The sequence below is a fragment of the Gillisia sp. Hel1_33_143 genome (assembly GCF_900104765.1).
GTDB lineage: Bacteria > Bacteroidota > Bacteroidia > Flavobacteriales > Flavobacteriaceae > Gillisia.
In genome coordinates this window covers 950,460-969,519 of record NZ_LT629737.1, presented here as the reverse complement: position 1 = coordinate 969,519, position 19,060 = coordinate 950,460, and the positions used below count along the sequence as shown (strand labels likewise).

At 33.2% G+C, this 19,060-nt stretch carries 18 protein-coding genes and 1 tRNA gene; 12 read left to right on the top strand and 7 right to left on the bottom strand.

Features of this window, described 5'->3' with window-relative positions; translation table 11 throughout:
- The first annotated feature begins 5 nt into the window (after positions 1 to 5).
- From BLT84_RS04300 to BLT84_RS04285, 4 genes are all read left to right on the top strand, one after another.
- Positions 6 to 1,688 carry a S8 family peptidase gene (locus BLT84_RS04300; RefSeq protein ID WP_091263131.1) on the top strand — a complete coding sequence of 561 codons (1,683 nt, stop codon included), beginning with the start codon at positions 6 to 8 and terminating at the stop codon, positions 1,686 to 1,688.
- A gap of 10 nt (positions 1,689 to 1,698) precedes the next feature.
- A complete protein-coding gene (locus BLT84_RS04295) occupies positions 1,699 to 3,576 on the top strand; it encodes a M1 family metallopeptidase (protein WP_091263129.1) in 1,878 nt (625 codons plus the stop codon).
- A gap of 109 nt (positions 3,577 to 3,685) precedes the next feature.
- Positions 3,686 to 4,078: a ribonuclease P protein component gene (gene rnpA / locus BLT84_RS04290; protein WP_091263127.1), complete on the top strand. Its 393-nt coding sequence runs from the start codon at positions 3,686 to 3,688 to the stop codon at positions 4,076 to 4,078.
- Positions 4,059 to 5,696, top strand: coding sequence for a S41 family peptidase (locus BLT84_RS04285; RefSeq protein ID WP_091263122.1), 1,638 nt, complete (start codon positions 4,059 to 4,061; stop codon positions 5,694 to 5,696). Before rnpA ends, BLT84_RS04285 begins: the two co-directional genes overlap by 20 nt.
- Here BLT84_RS04285 and BLT84_RS04280 read toward each other — a convergent pair.
- From BLT84_RS04280 to rpiB, 3 genes are read right to left on the bottom strand one after another with little or no spacing between them, the layout of a single operon-like run.
- A complete protein-coding gene (locus tag BLT84_RS04280; protein ID WP_091263119.1) occupies positions 5,693 to 6,133 on the bottom strand; it encodes a GNAT family N-acetyltransferase in 441 nt (146 codons plus the stop codon). The two genes, BLT84_RS04285 and BLT84_RS04280, sit on opposite strands and share 4 nt — an antisense overlap.
- 12 nt (positions 6,134 to 6,145) lie before the next feature.
- A complete protein-coding gene (locus BLT84_RS04275; protein WP_091263118.1) occupies positions 6,146 to 7,057 on the bottom strand; it encodes a cation diffusion facilitator family transporter in 912 nt (303 codons plus the stop codon).
- On the bottom strand, positions 7,058 to 7,486 hold the full coding sequence (rpiB, locus tag BLT84_RS04270) for a ribose 5-phosphate isomerase B (protein ID WP_034887152.1): 429 nt from the start codon (positions 7,484 to 7,486) through the stop codon (positions 7,058 to 7,060).
- Positions 7,487 to 8,543: 1,057 nt separating this feature from the next.
- Between rpiB and rnr the strand changes: the two genes are divergently transcribed.
- The 3 genes from rnr to BLT84_RS04255 are packed head-to-tail and all read left to right on the top strand — an operon-like array spanning position 8,544 to position 12,184.
- Entirely contained in the window at positions 8,544 to 10,745 is a 2,202-nt protein-coding gene (gene rnr, locus BLT84_RS04265) for a ribonuclease R (RefSeq protein WP_091263116.1), read from the top strand.
- A 19-nt stretch (positions 10,746 to 10,764) separates the two neighbouring features.
- On the top strand, positions 10,765 to 11,436 hold the full coding sequence (locus BLT84_RS04260) for a head GIN domain-containing protein (RefSeq protein WP_091263114.1): 672 nt from the start codon (positions 10,765 to 10,767) through the stop codon (positions 11,434 to 11,436).
- A 31-nt stretch (positions 11,437 to 11,467) separates the two neighbouring features.
- Positions 11,468 to 12,184 carry a LysE family translocator gene (locus BLT84_RS04255; RefSeq protein WP_091263112.1) on the top strand — a complete coding sequence of 239 codons (717 nt, stop codon included), beginning with the start codon at positions 11,468 to 11,470 and terminating at the stop codon, positions 12,182 to 12,184.
- Between the two features lie 60 nt (positions 12,185 to 12,244).
- On the opposite strand, the gene BLT84_RS04250 is transcribed toward BLT84_RS04255, so the two are convergent.
- Both BLT84_RS04250 and folB read right to left on the bottom strand, forming a co-directional pair.
- Positions 12,245 to 12,318: transfer RNA gene (locus BLT84_RS04250), tRNA-Cys, on the bottom strand.
- 48 nt (positions 12,319 to 12,366) lie between these two features.
- The gene (gene folB, locus BLT84_RS04245) at positions 12,367 to 12,723 is read right to left on the bottom strand and encodes a dihydroneopterin aldolase (RefSeq protein ID WP_091263111.1); all 357 of its coding nucleotides are present in this window, start codon (positions 12,721 to 12,723) and stop codon (positions 12,367 to 12,369) included.
- A 218-nt stretch (positions 12,724 to 12,941) separates the two neighbouring features.
- Between folB and BLT84_RS04240 the strand changes: the two genes are divergently transcribed.
- The 4 genes from BLT84_RS04240 (at position 12,942) to BLT84_RS04225 (ending at position 15,714) form a co-directional block, all read left to right on the top strand.
- Positions 12,942 to 14,618: a glutamine--tRNA ligase/YqeY domain fusion protein gene (locus BLT84_RS04240; protein WP_091263109.1), complete on the top strand. Its 1,677-nt coding sequence runs from the start codon at positions 12,942 to 12,944 to the stop codon at positions 14,616 to 14,618.
- A gap of 130 nt (positions 14,619 to 14,748) precedes the next feature.
- A complete protein-coding gene (locus tag BLT84_RS04235; RefSeq protein ID WP_091263107.1) occupies positions 14,749 to 15,123 on the top strand; it encodes a YtxH domain-containing protein in 375 nt (124 codons plus the stop codon).
- Positions 15,124 to 15,127: 4 nt separating this feature from the next.
- Entirely contained in the window at positions 15,128 to 15,478 is a 351-nt protein-coding gene (locus tag BLT84_RS04230) for a phage holin family protein (protein ID WP_034887164.1), read from the top strand.
- A gap of 8 nt (positions 15,479 to 15,486) precedes the next feature.
- Positions 15,487 to 15,714 (top strand): DUF6327 family protein, encoded by a 228-nt coding sequence (locus tag BLT84_RS04225; protein ID WP_034887166.1) that lies wholly within the window; start codon positions 15,487 to 15,489, stop codon positions 15,712 to 15,714.
- Positions 15,715 to 15,793: 79 nt separating this feature from the next.
- Here BLT84_RS04225 and BLT84_RS04220 read toward each other — a convergent pair whose 3' ends face one another.
- Positions 15,794 to 16,783 (bottom strand): SPFH domain-containing protein, encoded by a 990-nt coding sequence (locus BLT84_RS04220; RefSeq protein WP_034887168.1) that lies wholly within the window; start codon positions 16,781 to 16,783, stop codon positions 15,794 to 15,796.
- A 73-nt stretch (positions 16,784 to 16,856) separates the two neighbouring features.
- Between BLT84_RS04220 and BLT84_RS04215 the strand changes: the two genes are divergently transcribed.
- Positions 16,857 to 17,525, top strand: a complete 669-nt coding sequence (locus BLT84_RS04215; protein ID WP_091263105.1) for a hypothetical protein — start codon at positions 16,857 to 16,859, stop codon at positions 17,523 to 17,525.
- A gap of 6 nt (positions 17,526 to 17,531) precedes the next feature.
- On the opposite strand, the gene gltX is transcribed toward BLT84_RS04215, so the two are convergent.
- Complete coding sequence (gltX, locus tag BLT84_RS04210) at positions 17,532 to 19,046, bottom strand: glutamate--tRNA ligase (protein WP_091263103.1); 1,515 nt, start codon at positions 19,044 to 19,046, stop codon at positions 17,532 to 17,534.
- Positions 19,047 to 19,060: the final 14 nt, after the last annotated feature.

The window sequence follows — 19,060 nt, the reverse complement described above, 5'->3', positions numbered from 1 at the left end:
ACTCAATGAAAATACCTGTTTTTAAGCCCTTGATGATCGCCGGAATTGCAATGGCAATTACCGGATGTAGCAGTTCATCCCCTTCAATTATTGCTACCCCTATAGATAATATAGATCAAACCCCTTTAAAGGTTACACCACTAACTGATGCTCAACTTAAAACCTGGCCTGAAGCAGATCTAACTACAGATACCATTCCCGGGATGAGCATTACAAAAGCTTATAACGAGATCATAAAAAATAACACTGGAAAAACAGTGATTGTTGGTGTTATAGATAGCGGGGTAGATATTAATCAAGAAGATCTAAAAAGCGTAATCTGGACCAATAAAGGTGAAATTCCTAATAATGGAAAAGATGATGATAATAATGGATATATTGATGATGTTCACGGTTGGAACTTTTTAGGAGATGCTGTAAAAGAAAATACAGAATTTACCAGAATTTATAAGGAATTAAAACCAAAGTATGACGGTAAATCTGCAAGTGCTATTAGCACTGCAGATAGAGAAGAATTTGCAATGTATCAGGCTGCAAAAGCAGAATATGATAAAGAATATAGCAAAGCTCTTCAAACTAAAGATCAATACACTAATATTAAGCAGCAATTAGTAACTGCACATGCAGCAGTTTCTTCTAAACTTGGAAAAGAAGATTATACGAAAGCAGAATTATCTTCAATGCCTGCAACAACTCCAGAAATGCAGCAGTATAAAGCAATGTTAACTCAAATTCAGAATAATGTAGATGAAAATATTCCTGCAGCTATAAAGCAATTGACTGAAGCGGTAGATTATTATGCAGGGCGTTTAGACACTCATTTTAATTTGAATCTAGATGGTAGAGCTATAGTAGGAGATAATTCAGGTGATATTACCGATACAAAATATGGTAATAATGAAGTAGACGGACCAACTTCAGACAAAGATGATATTAAACACGGTACCCACGTAGCAGGTATTATTGCAGCCAACAGAACCAATAATAAAGGTTTAAAAGGTGTTGCTAATAATGCTCAGATCATGGTGTTAAGAGCTGTGCCAGATGGAGATGAGTATGATAAAGATATTGCTTTGGCTATTAGATATGCAGTAGATAATGGTGCTAAAGTTATAAATACAAGTTTTGGAAAATATTTCTCTACACATCCAGAATGGGTTACAGATGCTATTAAATATGCTGCAGCTAAAGATGTGCTTATTGTTAACGCAGCAGGAAATGAAAGTTTAGACCTAGATACCAACAGAGTATATCCAAACGATCAATATCCAGAGGCGCCAACAGAGGTTGCAGATAATTTCTTAACCGTTGGAGCTTTAAATTATAAATATGGTTCAGATCTTATTGCTGGTTTCTCAAACTATGGAAAATCTAATGTAGATGTATTTGCACCTGGTGTGAAGATCTGGTCTACAACTCCAAAGAACACGTATGAGTATTTACAAGGTACTTCTATGGCTTCTCCGGAAGTTGCAGGGGTTGCTGCAATTATTAGATCTTTCTACCCAAAATTATCTGCATCTCAGGTAAAACATATTATTATGGATAGCGGAGTTTCTACTACTGCTACAGTTTTGGTAGGAGAGGAGCAAAAATCTAAGAAATTCACTGAAATTTCTACTTCAGGGAAGATGGCAAATCTTTACAATGCTCTTATTCTTGCAGATAAAGTGAACAAAAGCAACTAAAAAATAAACTATGAAGAAATTAATATTAAGTATTTTAATTTTAACGGGCGGGGCAATGTCTGCTCAGGAAAATCCAAATTATTGGCAACAACATGTTGATTATAAGATGGATATTGATATGAACGTTAATAATTTTCAATATACAGGTTCGCAAGAACTTAAGTACACTAACAATTCTCCAGATACTTTAAAAAAGGTATTTTATCACCTATTCTTTAACGCTTTTCAACCGGGAAGCGATATGGATATGAGATTGCAAGACATTGCAGATCCAGATGGAAGAATGGTGAATAACTTAGGAACTAAGGAAGAACCTAAATATCAAAGTAGAATTAGTATTTTAAAGCCTAATGAAATTGGATATCTAAGAGTAGAATCTTTAGATCAGGACGGTAAAAAGGTAGAATATAAAGAGGAGGGAACCATACTTAAAGTTTCTCTTGCAGAGCCAATTGCTCCTGGAAAATCTACAACCTTCAAGATGAAATTTAAGGGGCAAGTACCTGTTCAAATTCGTCGTTCTGGAAGAAACAATGCAGATGGTGTTGCGCTTTCTATGACGCAATGGTATCCTAAATTAGCAGAATATGATTTTGAAGGATGGCATGCAGATCCTTATATCGCCAGAGAATTCTTTGGAGTTTGGGGAGATTTTGATGTGAACATCAGCATAGATAAAAAATATATTCTTGGTGGTACAGGAGTACTTCAAAATGCAGATGAAATTGGATATGGGTATGAAAAAAAAGGAACTAAAGTAAAAAGAGCCAAAGGAGATAAGCTTACTTGGAACTTTAAAGCAGAAAAAGTTCATGACTTTGCTTGGGCTGCAGATCCAGAATATATACACGATTCTATGAAAACTGAAAGCGGAGTAACCCTTCACTTTTTATACAAGAATGATCCAAAGGTGAAGGAGAATTGGAAGAAAATTCAACCGGAAACTGCTAAATTATTAGCTTTTTATAATGAGCATATAGGAGAATACCCTTGGAAACAATATTCTGTAATTCAAGGTGGAGATGGTGGAATGGAGTATGCAAATTGTACCCTAATAACCGGTGGTGAAAACTATGACGGACTTCTAGGAACTACTGCTCATGAATTTGCGCATTCTTGGTTTCAGCAATTATTAGGAACTAATGAATCTCAACATCCTTGGATGGACGAAGGTTTTACCAGCTATATCTCTACACAGGCAGAGCAAAGTTTAGAAGGTAAAAATTCTGAAAATCCTTACAAAGGATCTTATAGAACTTATAATTATTTAGCACAATCTGGAAAGGAACAAGCATTATCTACTCATGGAGATCGTTATGAGTACAATATGGCTTATTCTATAGCATCTTATGTAAAAGGAAGTGTTTTCTTATCTCAGTTAGGATATATTATCGGGAAAGAAAATCTTCAACAAACATTGCATAGTTATTATGATGAATGGAAATTTAAACATCCATCTCCAAATGACTTTATTAGAGTTGCAGAAAAAGTTTCTGGTGCAGAGCTAAACTGGTATTTAAATGATTGGGTAAATACTACCAATACCATAGATTATGCTGTTAAAAATATTTCTGAAGAGAACAATGCTACCACAGCAACCTTAGAAAGAGTTGGAATTATGCCAATGCCTTTAGATGTTACGGTTTCTTATACCGATGGAACTTCAGAAAACATTTACATTCCGCTAAGTATGATGCAATGGGAAAAACCAGCTGCAGAAGGAATGGAAAGAACTGTAGAAAAAGACTGGTCTTGGGCACAAAGAAATTATGACCTTAAACTGAATAAGCCAAAAAGCGAGATCAGCAAGATAGAGATTGATGCTGCAGGATTTATGGCAGATGTAGATAGATCTAATAATATCTTTCCAGCAGCAGCTGCAGAATAAGAATTATAAAAGAGGTTTTAGTAGTTAAAAGCTTCAGAATAAAAAGAAAGATCCGTTTTGGGAATTCCCAAAGCGGATTTTTTTAATTTAGCCCCTTCAATTGAACTCAATGAACGAAAAGTTTCCTTCTTCAGAAAAACTGAAAAGCAAAATATTGATAGATCGCTTATTTTCAGAAGGAAAATCTTTGAAAAATTTTCCGTTAAAGCTCATTTATCTTCCGCTTAAAAATCCTCAGGATCTTCATTTTAAATCAGGCGTTTCTGTTCCCAAAAGAATTTATAAGCTGGCTGTAGATCGAAATAGTATAAAAAGATCTATGCGTGAGGCATTCAGAAAAAATAAGTACCTTGTTGAGAGCAACTTGCAGGGTAAATATGCGTTGATGTTTATCTATACTTCACCTAAGAAGATAAATAGTGAACAGATGGCAGCATGTTTTGTTCAAATTATGAATAAGCTTATACAAAGGGAATCTTTACATGAAAATACCAATACTTAAAAAAGCAGCAGTTGCCTTTCTTGGGCTAAGCTTACTTTTTGTTACCTCCTCCTTTAAATCTGACTTTTTTGAAATAGCCAAGCAGTTGGAGATTTTCACTACGCTTTTCAAGGAACTGAACATGAATTATGTAGATGAAACCAATCCTGCAGAACTTATGGATACGGCTATAAAAGCGATGCTTGCAGATCTAGATCCCTATACTAACTATTGGAATGAACAGGATGTAGAAGCAGCCAGAATGAATACTGCCGGAGAATATCAAGGAATTGGAGCTACTGTAAAGATAAAAGATGGAAAATTTACAATTATTGAAACTTATAAGGATTATCCTGCAGATAAAGCCGGTTTAAAGCCCGGAGACGAAATAATTAAGATCGGAGGATTTTCGGTATCAGATTATAAAGATGATGCAGGAGAACTTTTAAATGGAGCTCCAAATTCTAAAGTCGTCATAGAATATAATAGACAAGGTAAGAATGAAACTACTCAAATTACCAGAGGCTTAGTAGAACTGAATGCTGTTCCATATTATCAACTTCTCGAAGATAATACTGGATACATAGTTTTATCAAGATTTAATGAGCGTGCTTCTGCAGAAACGATAAAGGCATTGAAGGATCTCGAGAGTCAGGGTGCAGATAAAATAATCTTAGACCTTAGAGGAAATCCGGGAGGATTGCTGGCAGAGGCTATTCTGGTTAGCAATATTTTTCTGGATAAAGGAGAATTAATTACCTCCACAAGATCTGTGATAGATAAATATAATAACAAATATTATACGCCTAAAGAACCTATAAATACAAAGATCCCCCTAGCAATAATTGTTAATGGTAGAAGTGCTTCTGCTAGTGAGATCGTGGCAGGATCTTTACAAGATCTTGATAGAGCAGTAATTATTGGTGCCCGAAGTTTTGGAAAAGGCTTGGTGCAAAGACCTAAAGAACTGGCATATGGAACACAGTTAAAACTTACCATTTCCAGATATTATACTCCAAGTGGTAGGTGTATACAGGCTTTGAATTATAGAGACAGAGATGCAGAAGGAAATCCTATTAGAACAAGAACCGAGGATTACAATGAATTTAAAACCAGAAATGGGAGAAGCGTTTTTGATGGTGGAGGGATCTTACCGGATGTTACTTTAAAATCTTCAGAATATAACACTATCACCAAAGCTCTGTTGGCCAGCGATGCAATTTTTGACTTTGCCACACAATATTATTATGCTCATAAATTAGAGAATCCTGAAAGTTTTCAACTTACAGATGAGGATTATAATAGCTTTAAGGCATTTTTAGAAAAAACAGATTTTAATTATGAAACCGCTACAGAACGTGATCTAACAAAGGCAATGAAGACGGCTAAAGCAGAAGATTTTAACCAGGATATATTAAAAGGATATAATTCTTTACTAGCTGAAATTGCGGCTCAGAAAAAAGTAGAACTAGAGGATAAAAAACCTGAAATAGCGAGTTTATTAACAGATGAAATTATCAAGAGATATTTCTATCAAGAAGGTTTATATAATCATTATGTACTCTACAATCCTGAAATTTTAGAAGCCAAAAAAGTATTGAACGATAAACAGCAATATGATAAGATCTTAAAATATTAAGATCTTATCATTGCTATATGTGGGATACCGTCTTCTAAATATCCTTCTCCTATAGTTTTAAAACCATGAGATTCATAGAATTTGACGAGGTATTGTTGTGCAGAAAGCTTAATAGAATCTGTTTTAAAATGGTCTTGAATTGCTTTTAAAGAAGCTTTCATAATTTCATGACCTAGTCCATATTTACGTTGATCTTTAGCAACAACCACTCTTCCAATTGATGCTTCTTCAAAATAGATTCCACTGTTAAAGCAACGGGTATAGGCTACAATTCTACCATCTTTAGAGCCTATAATATGCAAAGCTTTTTGGTCTTTCCCATCAATATCTTGGTATACGCAATCTTGTTCTACCACAAAAATTTCAGATCTTAACTGCAATAGATCATATAATTCATCTATACTAAGCTCTTTAAAGGCCTTTATTCTAATTTCCATTTTTCTATTTTATTAATCCTGTACTACCAGGTCTTTAGTATCGCATTTCCCAAATTCTGGCTGTATATTTATATGGGTAATTCCAAAATCATGAAAAGTAACTTCTTCAATTTTAGATAATATCTTATCAAATTCTGAAATTGATATATCTTTATTAAAGTCTACATGCGCTTCTAAATGAATCTCTTTATCATTTAATTGCCAAATATGAATATGGTGTACATTGTCTACTTCTTCTAATTTGCAGATGCCCATGGCAATATCTTCTAAGGCAATATCAGAAGGTGTAAAGAGCATTAGTACATGAGTTGCAGATTTAAGAAGATCATAACCTACCACAATTAGATAGACACCAATTGCAAAAGTAAGTACACTATCTACCCAATAGAGCTCATAATATTTCATTAATAGTCCACCCACCAGTACTGCTACAGAAGCCATCATATCTGTAATTAGATGCAGATAAGCAGAACGCATATTCATGTTGGCTTTGCTATCTTTTTTAATTAGCAAAACACTAAACCCATTTCCGGCAATAGCTAATAATGCCAGCCATATAACCAATCCGGATGCGATCTCTTGAGGTTCCTGAAAGCGTTTTACGGCTTCAACCATTAAAAGAACAGCAACAATGATAAGGGTTGCTGCATTCACAAAGGCAGCAATTATTTCTGCTCTTTTAAAGCCAAAGGTCTTATTTAGTGAAGCGTCTTTTTTGGATAATCTATTGGCAACATAGCTAATTATAAGGGAGATCACATCACTTAAATTATGTAGTGCATCAGATAATAAAGATAAACTACCGCTTAAGAAACCACCAATAATTTGAGCTACGGTAATAAGAATATTTAGCCCTATAGATATTAACAGATTCTTACCTTTAACCTCAGGATGAGCATGCGAGTGATCGTGAGAATGCCCCATTTAAACTGGTATTTTAGCTACTCTGTTTTGATGACGTCCGCCTTCAAAAGTTGTGTTTAAAAAAGTATCTACCATATCTATAGCCTGGGTTTGAGAAACATATCTGGCAGGAATTCCTAAAATATTAGCATCGTTATGTTGACGGGCTAATTTTGCAATTTCATTAGTCCAACATAAAGCTGCTCTTACACCTTGGTGTTTATTAGCAGTCATAGAAGCGCCATTTCCACTTCCACAGATAATGATTCCTAGATCTACTTTTTCATTTTCTACATCTGTAGCTACAGGATGTACAAAATCTGGATAGTCCACGCTTTCTTCAGAATTAGTACCATAGTTAATAACTTCAATACCTTTAGCTTCTAAAAAAGCCACAACTGCCTGTTTATATTCGGTTCCGGCATGATCATTACCAATAGAAATTTTCATAATTTTTGTTTTTAAGGTTAAGCAAAGGTAAAAAATGGCTTGTTAACTAAAGTTATTTCCATTGTTAATTACTATTTGCAGATACTTAGTTTTTAAGCACTTAATAAATCACCCAAATTGTGGATAACCTTTGGTGAGAATCTAACAACGAAATTTGGATTATTGATTAATTTTTGGAATAGAGAAATATTTATCGTTATCCCTAATTATAACTATAGAATTTGTAGAGAAGTTATCACCATTAAAAATTGGATTGTGAACATGTCAAAACTGAATATTTTTTAAGAATCTAAAATCCTTTTCAATTATTAACTTTTGTTAAGTAAATATTAAATCTAGAACAGTATCAGGTAGTTAAAGCTTTATAGTTTTGTTAACAACTCTATTTAGAATGTTGGTAACGATAAATGCAACTATTTTTCAATAAACTTATGCTACAAATTAACAGACAGTAATAGACATCAGTTTTAATTTTTAATAAAAAGAAAAAAAGGAAATATAATAATAGGTGTTAACAACTCTGCTTAGAATCTTAGACTTACAGTTCATCCAAACTGAAGATTTAAAAAAAATAGAATTTTATTATTAAAACTGAAATTGTCTTAAAGATAACTTTGAAACGCTTATAAATAAAGACCTCATAGAAATAGATCTTTAATATTCTTAGCTATGGAACTTTTAAAAATTAGAATCTACCATGGTATTATTAACCAAATGTTTCTTATTTAAACTCTTTTGAACAAGAGTGATAGTTCCTATAATACCTAGTAGGAATATTAAGAGAAAGAGAAGCGATATTCTTGTAGATTGACTCATCCTCAATAGTTTAATTATAATAAAGATGAGGGGATCTAATTTATAACGTGTTACTTTAAAATTAAGAAAATATTAAGAAAAATTACACTTTTCTAGTTTTTATTTTTAGCTAAGTGATTGTTAATCAATTTATCAAAGAACAATTTTTTGAATAAAAAGTGAGCTTTAGCTTAACAAAACTTTATTCCCTATATAATCTCAAGTCACATATTAACTGTAATTTTATGCTTTATTAAAATTTATGAAGAAAAATAATAGAAAGAAGGAAGGATCCAAGAATCAAGGAAGTATGTCTAAGAGCATTATAGATATTCTTAGAAAATCTCCGGATGCTACCTTTAATTATAAACAGATTGCTGCAAAACTTGGTGTTGACGATCCAAGTTCTAGAAATAAGATTATTAGAAGTTTAGCACAGCTTGCTGCTAAAAAGCAAATTCAAGAAGAAGACAGAGGAAAATTTAAGATTGTTGCCAATTTAGATTATTATAAAGGTGTGCTGGATATGACCACTAAAGGTTTTGGTTATGTGGTAGTAGAAGAGCTGGAAGATGATGTTTTTATCCCTGCTAATTCATTGAATAAAGCATTGAATGGTGATGAAGTGGAAATTTACATTTATAATAAAAGAAGGAATAAAAAATCTGAAGGAGAGATCGTTAAGATCTTAAAGAGAAAGCGTACAGATTTTGTTGGAGTACTTCAGATGCAGAAAACGTTTGGTTTTGTAGCTATTCAGGATCCAAAAATGTATACAGATATTTTTGTTCAGAAGAATAAAATGAAAGATGCTCAGGATGGAGATAAGGTTGTAGTAACTTTAGAAGAATGGCCGGAAAAAGCAGATTCTCCTTTTGGAACCATCAAAGAAGTTTTAGGAAAACCGGGAGAACATAATACAGAAATTCATTCCATTTTAGCGCAATATGGATTGCCTCATGAATTTGAGAAAGAGGTAGAAGATTTTGCAAATAATATTGATACATCTATTCAATCAGAAGAAATTAAAAAGCGTAAGGATCTAAGAGACGTATTAACGTTTACTATAGATCCAAAAGATGCTAAAGATTTTGATGATGCTTTGAGTTTTAGAATTTTAGAGAATGGTAATTATGAAATTGGAATTCATATTGCAGATGTATCTCATTATTTACAACCAGGTACTGTCTTAGATGATGAAGCATATCAACGCGCTACTTCTGTATATTTGGTAGATAGAGTAGTACCTATGTTGCCAGAGATACTTTCTAACAATGCTTGTTCTTTACGTCCAAATGAAGAAAAATATACTTTTTCGGCCATTTTTGAGATCGATAAAAAAGCACATGTAGTAAACCAGTGGTTTGGTAGAACGGTTACCTTGTCTGATGCTCGTTTTGCTTATGAGGAAGCGCAGCATATCATAGAAACTAAAGAAGGAAATATTCCTGAAGAGATCTCTATTCAAGATAAAGCTTACAGTGTTAACGATGAGATCGTACATGCTGTAACCACACTTAATGATCTTGCTGTGGTAATGAGAGGCAGAAGAATGAGAGAAGGCGCTATATCTTTTGATAAGGTTGAAGTTAAATTTGAATTGAACGAAAAAAGTGAACCAATTGGAGTTTTCTTTAAAACGTCTAAAGAAGCTAATAAGCTTATTGAAGAATTCATGTTACTTGCCAATAGAAAAGTTGCAGAATTTATAGGAAAACAGAAGCCCAAAAAGACATTTGTATACAGATGTCATGATGAGCCAGATGAATCTAAATTGAACTCATTGCAAACCGTAATTGCAAAATTTGGATATAAATTAGATCTTAAAGACAAGAAATCTATCAATAATTCGCTAAATAATCTTCTTTCTTCTGTTCAAGGATCTAAAGAGCAGAATATGGTAGATACACTTACCATTAGAACCATGAGTAAGGCATATTACAGTACAGAGAATATTGGTCATTATGGTCTGGCATTTGATTATTACTCACATTTTACTTCTCCAATTAGAAGATATCCGGATGTGATGACGCATAGATTATTGCAGCGTTATTTAGATGAAAAAGCTTCTGCTCCAGAAGAAGAGTATGAAGAAAAATGTCACCATAGTAGTGAAATGGAAAGTCTTGCAACTAGTGCAGAAAGAGATTCTATTAAATTCATGCAGGTAAAATTCATGATAGATCACCAGGATGAAAATTTCTTAGGAGTGATCTCCGGAGTTACAGAGTGGGGAATCTATGTAGAGATTGAAGAAAATAAATGTGAAGGAATGGTGAGATTACGGGACATTAGCGATGATCACTACGAATTTGATGAAGAACAATATGCTATCATTGGCCGTAAAACAGGTAAGAAATATCAGTTGGGTGATGAAGTGTATGTGAATGTAAAAAATGCTGATCTGGTTAAAAGACATTTAGATTTTAATTTGGTTGGAAGTAAAGAAGAAGTAGAAAAATAAAGAGCATTGCTAAGTTAAAATGAAAAACATAATTTTTACCCTATTTATCCTTGCGGGGATTACTGGTTACGCACAAGAAATAAGTATAGATCTAGATAATTTTACAGAAATTGAAGTATCTAATGGACTTAAAGTGAATCTTATAAAAAGTGAAGAAAATAAAGCTATTATCTCTGGGAATAGTAGAGATAAGGTTGAAATTAACCAAAAAGATGGAGCTATAAAGGTTCAAACATCTTTGAATCATATCTGGAATGAAGATAATACCATCGTTAATATATATTACAAACAATTACTACGTGTAGAGGCCAGACAAAATGCAGATGTAGAACTTTGTGGAAAGATATTTCAACCAATAATAGAATTTAAATCTGCTGAAGGTTCTGATATCTATGCAAATATTGAAGTAGAGAATTTCATAGCAAGATCTATAACTGGTGGTAATTTAGTAATTATAGGAACTGCTATAGATCAAATAATAGATCTAAAAGCTTCTGGAGATTTCAAAGGTGAAAACCTTATTGGTGAAACGGTAGATATAAGTCTTAGTGCAGGTGGAAAAGCCAATGTGTATGCAAAGAAATATGTAAAAGCTACTGTAATAGCAGGAGGAACTATATATGTATATGGAAAACCTGAAAAATTAGATAAAAAAACCACATTTGGAGGTACAATTAAAAAGATAAAGTAAAATCTTACCTTTGTGAAAATAACATTTTTGTATGTTTCAAGATGTTTTGGCTGCCATACCCCTAGGATTTTTTCTAGCGTTCCTTTTAGGTCCGGTATTTTTTGTATTGCTTGAAACCGCTGCCATCAAAGGCTTTAGAGCGGCAATATCTTTAGATCTGGGAGTTATATTGGCAGATATAATATTCTTGTTCATAGCTTATCTAAGTACTTCTAAGTTGCTGGCTAGTTTAAAAGACGATCCGGCACTTTTTATTTTTGGAGGTATGATCTTGGCCACCTATGGGGTTATGACCTTTATACAGACAAAGAAATCTATTCCTCATGATGAAGAGTCGCCAGAGGTAAGAAAGCTCGGGAGAGGCGATTATTTTGGCTTAGCAGCCAAAGGATTTTTATTGAACTTCATAAATATTGGAGTTCTTGGTTTTTGGCTAGGTTTAATAATTGTATTTGGTCCAACTCTTAATATGGAAACGAATAGAATTATAGTATTCTTTAGTACTGTTCTATTAACTTATTTATTCTTTGATATTCTTAAAATATTATTAGCGAAGAAATTAAATAGAAAACTTACACCTTCCAGAATCTTTAGAATGAAGAGAGGGATAAGTATTATAATGATAATTTTTGGAGCTATTCTTATAAGTAGGGGAGTTTTTCCTAAAAGGATTGAAAATCTTCAAGATAGAATTGATCTTATACAGCCAGGAGAAATTGTTTTTGACCTAGATAAAGATTCCAAATAGGATATCTCTATTTGCAAAAGGGTTGAAATAAAAAAAGCTCCCTATTTAAAGGAAGCTTTTTGGAGGCATCGAGCGGATTCGAACCGCTGTACAAGGTTTTGCAGACCTCTGCCTAGCCACTCGGCCACGATGCCATAATTTTGGATGGCAAATGTAATAAAATTTTTGTGTTTCCTAACAATCTATCTCGATTTGCTTCTAGTTACTGTTACCATACCTACATTTCCACCTATAGGAGGGTTAATTTTAGATACATGTACCTTGGCCTTTTTTACAAGCTCCAACTCATTTAATACTCTTGCTAAAATACGTTCTGCAACAGTTTCTAACAATTTAGATCTTATAGCCATTTCTTCTTTTACTATCTTATTAAGATGCACATAATCAATAGTATCTGCTAATAAATCTGTTTCCGCAGATCTTGAAAGATCTCCTTTTATAGAAAGATTTACTCTATAATCACTTCCTATTTTGCTCTCTTCTTCAAGGCATCCGTGGTAGGAAAAAACCTTGATATTTTTTAATTTAATACTTCCCAAAATAATTTTTATAAATGTTATTTTAAACCACAAATATTAGACTATATATTCATTTTTAACCTTCCTTTTACCAAAATTAAGCTTGTAAAAGTTCAATCTTCCGTATTCAAAAGTCATTTCTGTGCTTATAACTCGAAATTAAGGCTTCTTATCTTTTATAAAATACTATTACCACCTCTAATTTTGATAACTTTGTCTATTATTTTTTTAAAGATATTATGGCAGAAGTAAAAAAATCACTCAATTTTATTGAGCAAATTATAGAAGAAGATCTTAAGAATGATTACTCCCGAGAGGAATTGAAATTTAGATTTCCACCAGAACCTAATGGATACCTGCATATTGGTCATGCTTCCTCTATTTGTTTAAATTTTGGATTAGGGGAACGTTATAACGCACCTGTAAATTTAAGATTTGATGATACCAACCCTACCAAAGAAGAGCAAGAATACGTAGATGCTATTAAAGAAGATGTTCTTTGGTTAGGATATAAATGGGAAAATGAATGCTATGCATCAGACTATTTTCAACAACTGTATGATTGGTCTGTAGTGATGATCAAAAATGGTCAGGCTTATGTAGACAGTCAGACTTCTGTTGAAATTGCAGAACAAAAGGGAACTCCAACTACTGTTGGTAAGAATAGTCCTTATAGAGATCGTTCTGTAGAAGAAAATCTGGATCTATTCGAAAAAATGAAAAACGGGGAAACCGTAGAAGGAGCGCATGTTTTGAGAGCCAAAATAGATATGGCTTCTACTAATATGCTTATGAGAGATCCTATTATGTACCGTAGTTTACACAAGAAGCACCACAGAACAGGAGAAAATTGGAAGATCTATCCAATGTATGATTGGGCACATGGAGAAAGTGATTTTATAGAAAGTATATCTCATTCTTTTTGTACACTAGAGTTCGTAATGCATAGAGAGCTTTATAACTGGTTTTTAGAGAAAATAGATACTCAAGCTAAGCTTAAGCCAAAACAACGCGAATTTGCGCGTAGAAACCTTAGTCATACCGTGGTGAGTAAGCGTAAATTATTACAACTGGTTGAGAAAGGTATCGTAAACTCTTGGAATGATCCTAGAATGCCTACAATTTCTGGTCTAAGAAGAAGAGGTTATACGCCTTCTTCAATTAGAAAATTTGCGGATACAATTGGAATTGCTAAGCGTGAGAATATAATAGATGTGTCTTTATTAGAATTCTGCATAAGAGAAGACCTTAATAAGCATGCACCTAGAGTTATGGGTGTTTTAGATCCGGTAAAATTGGTTATTACCAATTATGAAGATGGAAAAGAAGAATTACTAGAAACTGAAAATAATCCTGAGGATGAAAGTGCAGGAACAAGAGAAATTCCTTTTTCAAAAGAACTTTATATAGAACGGGAAGATTTTAAAGAAGAAGCAAATCGCAAATTCTTCAGGCTAACCCTCGGAAAAGAAGTAAGACTTAAGAGTGCTTATATTATTAAAGGGGAAAGTGTTGTTAAGGATGCGGAAGGAAATATTTCTGAAATTCACTGTACCTATGATCCTAAAAGCAAAAGTGGAAGTGGGAGTGAAGAATCTCTAAGAAAGGTTAAAGGAACGCTACACTGGGTTTCTGCTAAGCACGCTTTAAAAGCAGAAATAAGGTTGTATGACAGACTATTTACAGTAGAGGCTCCAGATGCAGATAAAGAAAAGGATTATCTAGACTTCATTAACCCAGATTCGTTAACAACCATTACTGGTTATGTTGAACCGAGTTTAAGAAATGCATCAGTTTCAGATAAGTTCCAATTTCAAAGAATAGGTTATTTCTGCGTAGATAAAGATTCAGCAGTAGAAAAATTGGTATTTAATAGAACAGTTACACTTAAAGATTCTTGGACTAAGAAAGATTAATCTAAATAATGCAGAACTATTTAAGAATACTTTAGGAAAGAAAGTTTAGATATTAACCGGTTATTAACAACGATTTCTTTAGGTTTAAGTTAATTTTGTAAGATAATTAACTAAAAAAAGATCAAATATTATGGCAAATACAGGAAGTACTTTACTTGCATTGGTAACCGGAGCCGCTATTGGAGCAGCTGTTGGATTGTTATATGCACCAGAAAGTGGTGATAAAACACGTAAAAAAATTACAAAGGAGTCTAAAAAAGCTCAAGATCAATTCAACCAAAAGTATAAAGAGACTTCTTCAAACTTATCTAGTAAAGCTAAAAAAGCGAGATACGATTTTGAAACACGTTTAGAAGAAACTCTATCTTCTGCTAGTTACAAAGCAGACGAGATATTATCTGCAATGGAATCTAAATTAGAGGATCTTAGAAAGCAAAATGCTAAATTACAGAAAGATGTAAAATCTGAGACTAACTCTAATACTCCAAATCAAGCAGTAGTTTAAGCGTATGGCATTTGAAAAACTAACCAATAGTATTAATAATTTAAATGATAATGTTCGGGAACTAGCCAAGAGCAGTGCCGATTATTATAAGTTAGACCTTTATAAAAAGGTTATGAAAGGGGCTATTTTCCTTATCAATCTTATGATCATTTGTTTTGTATGCTTATTGGTAGTTTCATTTTTATCAATAGCCGTTGCGATTAGTATAGGAGAGGCTTTAGGACATCTGAGCTATGGATATTATATTATGGGTGGTTTTTATGCCTTAATATTTATTCTATTCCGAATTTTTGGAAAGAAAAAGATAGAGAAGATCGTTCTTTTAAAATCTTCGAAAACTTTCTTTAACGATTAACCTTTAGTATGAAACAATATACCTCATTTGAAGAAATAGATAGAGATTTGAAGATTTTAAAGCTTCAAAATGAAATTGATAAGGAGGAGGTGAAGATTAATATTCATCATACCAAGGAAGCTTTGTCTCCCGTTTCTATGATTGGTGGAATGGTAAGTTCTGTATTTCAGAAAGCCATTGTATTAAAAGCGGTATCAAAGATATTTGGCGTTAAAAGAGTAGTTACTTCTAACTAGACTTTAATAAAATTATAAATCGGATATTCCATAAAGATCAGCATTGCTCTTCTTTAGGATTATCCGATTTTTTTATTAGTTATATTTCAGAATCTGTGCTATATCCAGACTCTGGTCTATCTCTTTTCTTCTTTTTGATCTCTATGCCTAATTGTGCATTCTTTTCTTTCATCGCTTCTCCAATCTGATTAGATGCTGTAAAAGATGCTATCATATTATTTAACATATCGCTACCAGCTTGAGGAGAATTAGGTAACAAAATAAGATTGCTATTAGTATGTTCACCTATAGATTGTAGGGTATCATAATGCTGAGTAACCACTATTAGTGCTGAAGCTTCTTGAGAATTTATACCTACGTTGTTAAGCACATCTACACTTTCTTCTAATCCTCTAGCTATCTCCCTCCTTTGATCTGCAATACCCTGACCTTGTAATCTTTTACTTTCTGCTTCTGCACGGGCTTTGGCTACAATTTTTATACGTTCTGCCTCTGCTACATATTCTGCAGCTACTTTCTCTCTTTCTGCTGCGTTAATTCTGTTCATAGCAGATTTTACCTGAGCATCTGGATCTATATCTGTTACAAGCGTTTTTATGATATCATAACCATAATCTTGCATGGCCTGATTAAGCTCACGCTTAACCGCAATAGCTATATCATCTTTACGTTCAAAAACATCATCTAGCTTCATTTTAGGAACTTCAGCTCTAACAACATCAAAAACATAGGAAGTTATTTGATCATGCGGACTTTCCAATTTATAAAAAGCATCATAAACATTGGTTTTGATAACCTGAAATTGCACAGAGATCTTTAATTTTACAAATACATCATCTTTAGTTTTAGTCTCTACCAAAACATCTAATTGTTGTACTTTTAAATTGATCCTTCCGGCTATCTGATCAATAACAGGTATCTTAAATTGTAAACCAGAGCTCCTAATAGCTTGGAATTTTCCAAAACGCTCTAATACTACAGAAGTTTGTTGCTTTACAGTAAAAATTCCTGTAAAAAGAATAATTATTGCCAAGACAACAACAATGGGGATAATAACAGCTTCAATCATAATTGCTTAAATATTTTAGAGGATTAAGATACTAATAATTGAGCTACATTTGAGATTTTAAAATCAGGCCCTTATGAAAATCTACAGCTATCTATTTTTATTATTTCTGCTATTAACGAGTATTAATATAAATGCTCAATATAAAAGAGACAGCTATAATAGGTTAGGGATACAAGCCGGTGTTACTTATGGAAGTTTAAATACTAAAAATTTCGCTACCACAGATAAAGTTAGTTATATGGCTGGTTTAACCACTCGTGCTAATTTTTACAACAATTTGATCATTATCTACGGTGTAAACTTTTTTGAATTCAATACCGGAATGTCTGTTATAGAACCTGCTAGTTCTAAGCTGGAAGAAATCGATTTTAAAGCCTCTGGAGTGCAATTAAATTTATTTCTAGGGCAGAAGTTGCTTGGAGAGCATTTAAGCATTGAGGGCGGGCCTATATTGCAAATAAATAGTAAATTAAAAACAGAAGATCAATATCAAGATCATCTAATGCAAGGTTATAATATACAAGCTTCAGATCTCGAAGATATTACTAAAGTGAATTTGAATTTTGCTGCTATGATCTCAGCTGGGTTTAGAGATGTAAAATTTTGGCTACAATATCAATATGGAATCACAAATAGTTTTGGTAATCTAGATGAAGAAATTATTAAAAATAAAGACTCCCGCATAACCGATCTCAATGCTCATTTAGGATTGGCTGCTGCAGGAGTAGTATTCTATTTTTAATAAGATTTAGTTCGCTTGTTGCGCAAATCTTATTCTTTTAATGGTTTCTTCTCTTCCTAATAAAAAGGCTATTTCAAATACATCTGGTCCTTGTAAAGATCCTACCAGAGCAAGGCGTAAAGGTTGCATTACTTTACCAAACCCAATTTCATTAGAAGTAATCCATTCTTTAATTTCAGTTCGAAGGTTCTCTGTAGTGTAAGGTTGAACTGAAGAAATTATCGTTATCAAATTATCTAAAATATCATTGGTATCTTCTTTCCATGCTTTTTTTGAAGCTTTTGGATCTAATAGGGTAGGAGCTATGAAGAAATAGCTGGAAAGATCCCAAAGATCGTCTACAAAAACTGCTCTTTCTTTAAGCAAAGAAACTATTTTAATTGTAAAATCTTCTTCAGATTTTACTCCTTTTGCCTCCAGTATTTTCTGAAATTGAGCAGCAAGTGTAGCATCATCTTGCAATTGAAGATAATGTTGTTGGAACCATTTAGTTTTTTCAGGATCGAATTTTGCACCAGACTTATGAACTCTTGAAAGCTCAAAAGCTGAAACCAATTCAGGTAAATTAAAAAATTCTTGTTCTGTTCCAGGATTCCAACCTAAAAAGCTTAACATATTTACCATGGCTTCCGGTAAATAATTTTCTTCTCTGTATCCCGAAGATATCTCTCCTGTTTTTGGATCTTTCCATTCTAGTGGAAACACAGGAAAGCCCATCTTATCTCCATCGCGCTTGCTCAACTTTCCCTTACCTTGAGGTTTCAATATTAAAGGTAAATGAGCAAATTTTGGAGCATTCCACCCTAAGGCTCTATACAATAGAACGTGCAAGGCAAGAGATGGCAGCCATTCTTCTCCTCTAATTACGTGGGTGATCTCCATTAAATGATCATCTACAATATTTGCAAGGTGATAGGTAGGTAAACCATCACTTTTAAATAAGACTTTATCATCTAAGATACTCGTATCTATTTCCATATTTCCACGAATCTCATCTGTTAACGCTAGCGTTTCTGCTTCAGGAGATTTAAATCTTACCACATAAGGCAAATTAGCATCTAGCTTCTTTTGCACTTCTTCTTTATCTAGAGCTAAAGAATTATCTAGCTTTAATCTGTTATGCCAATTGTATATAAAAGTCTTTCCTTGTTCTTCATGCTCTTTACGTTGCGCATCCAGAGCCTCGGGAGTGTCAAATGCGTAATAAGCATTTCCACTTTCAATTAATTTTTTTGCATAATCTTTATATAGATCTGCTCTTTCACTTTGTCTGTAAGGACCAAAACTCCCTTCTTTTCCTGGACCTTCATCGTAAGGAATTCCGCACCAGTTTAAAGAATCTATAATATATTGTTCTGCACCTTCTACAAACCTGTTCTGGTCTGTATCTTCTATTCTTAGAATGAAATCGCCATTATGTTTTTTGGCAAATAGATAATTATATAGAGCAGTCCTAATTCCACCTATATGCAATGGACCGGTTGGACTAGGAGCAAAACGAACTCGAACTTTAGTAGACATAAATACTGATTTTA

Coding starts and splice junctions, on each gene's coding strand:
- BLT84_RS04260 (WP_091263114.1), top strand. CDS start 10,765: ATGAAAAACATAATTTTTACCCTATTTATCCTTGCGGGGATTACTGGT.
- rpiB (WP_034887152.1), bottom strand. CDS start 7,486: ATGAAAATTTCTATTGGTAATGATCATGCCGGAACCGAATATAAACAG.
- BLT84_RS04240 (WP_091263109.1), top strand. CDS start 12,942: ATGGCAGAAGTAAAAAAATCACTCAATTTTATTGAGCAAATTATAGAA.
- rnr (WP_091263116.1), top strand. CDS start 8,544: ATGAAGAAAAATAATAGAAAGAAGGAAGGATCCAAGAATCAAGGAAGT.
- BLT84_RS04215 (WP_091263105.1), top strand. CDS start 16,857: ATGAAAATCTACAGCTATCTATTTTTATTATTTCTGCTATTAACGAGT.
- BLT84_RS04300 (WP_091263131.1), top strand. CDS start 6: ATGAAAATACCTGTTTTTAAGCCCTTGATGATCGCCGGAATTGCAATG.
- rnpA (WP_091263127.1), top strand. CDS start 3,686: ATGAACGAAAAGTTTCCTTCTTCAGAAAAACTGAAAAGCAAAATATTG.
- BLT84_RS04285 (WP_091263122.1), top strand. CDS start 4,059: ATGAAAATACCAATACTTAAAAAAGCAGCAGTTGCCTTTCTTGGGCTA.
- BLT84_RS04225 (WP_034887166.1), top strand. CDS start 15,487: ATGAAACAATATACCTCATTTGAAGAAATAGATAGAGATTTGAAGATT.
- BLT84_RS04280 (WP_091263119.1), bottom strand. CDS start 6,133: ATGGAAATTAGAATAAAGGCCTTTAAAGAGCTTAGTATAGATGAATTA.
- BLT84_RS04230 (WP_034887164.1), top strand. CDS start 15,128: ATGGCATTTGAAAAACTAACCAATAGTATTAATAATTTAAATGATAAT.
- gltX (WP_091263103.1), bottom strand. CDS start 19,046: ATGTCTACTAAAGTTCGAGTTCGTTTTGCTCCTAGTCCAACCGGTCCA.
- BLT84_RS04235 (WP_091263107.1), top strand. CDS start 14,749: ATGGCAAATACAGGAAGTACTTTACTTGCATTGGTAACCGGAGCCGCT.
- BLT84_RS04220 (WP_034887168.1), bottom strand. CDS start 16,783: ATGATTGAAGCTGTTATTATCCCCATTGTTGTTGTCTTGGCAATAATT.
- BLT84_RS04255 (WP_091263112.1), top strand. CDS start 11,468: ATGTTTCAAGATGTTTTGGCTGCCATACCCCTAGGATTTTTTCTAGCG.
- BLT84_RS04275 (WP_091263118.1), bottom strand. CDS start 7,057: ATGGGGCATTCTCACGATCACTCGCATGCTCATCCTGAGGTTAAAGGT.
- BLT84_RS04295 (WP_091263129.1), top strand. CDS start 1,699: ATGAAGAAATTAATATTAAGTATTTTAATTTTAACGGGCGGGGCAATG.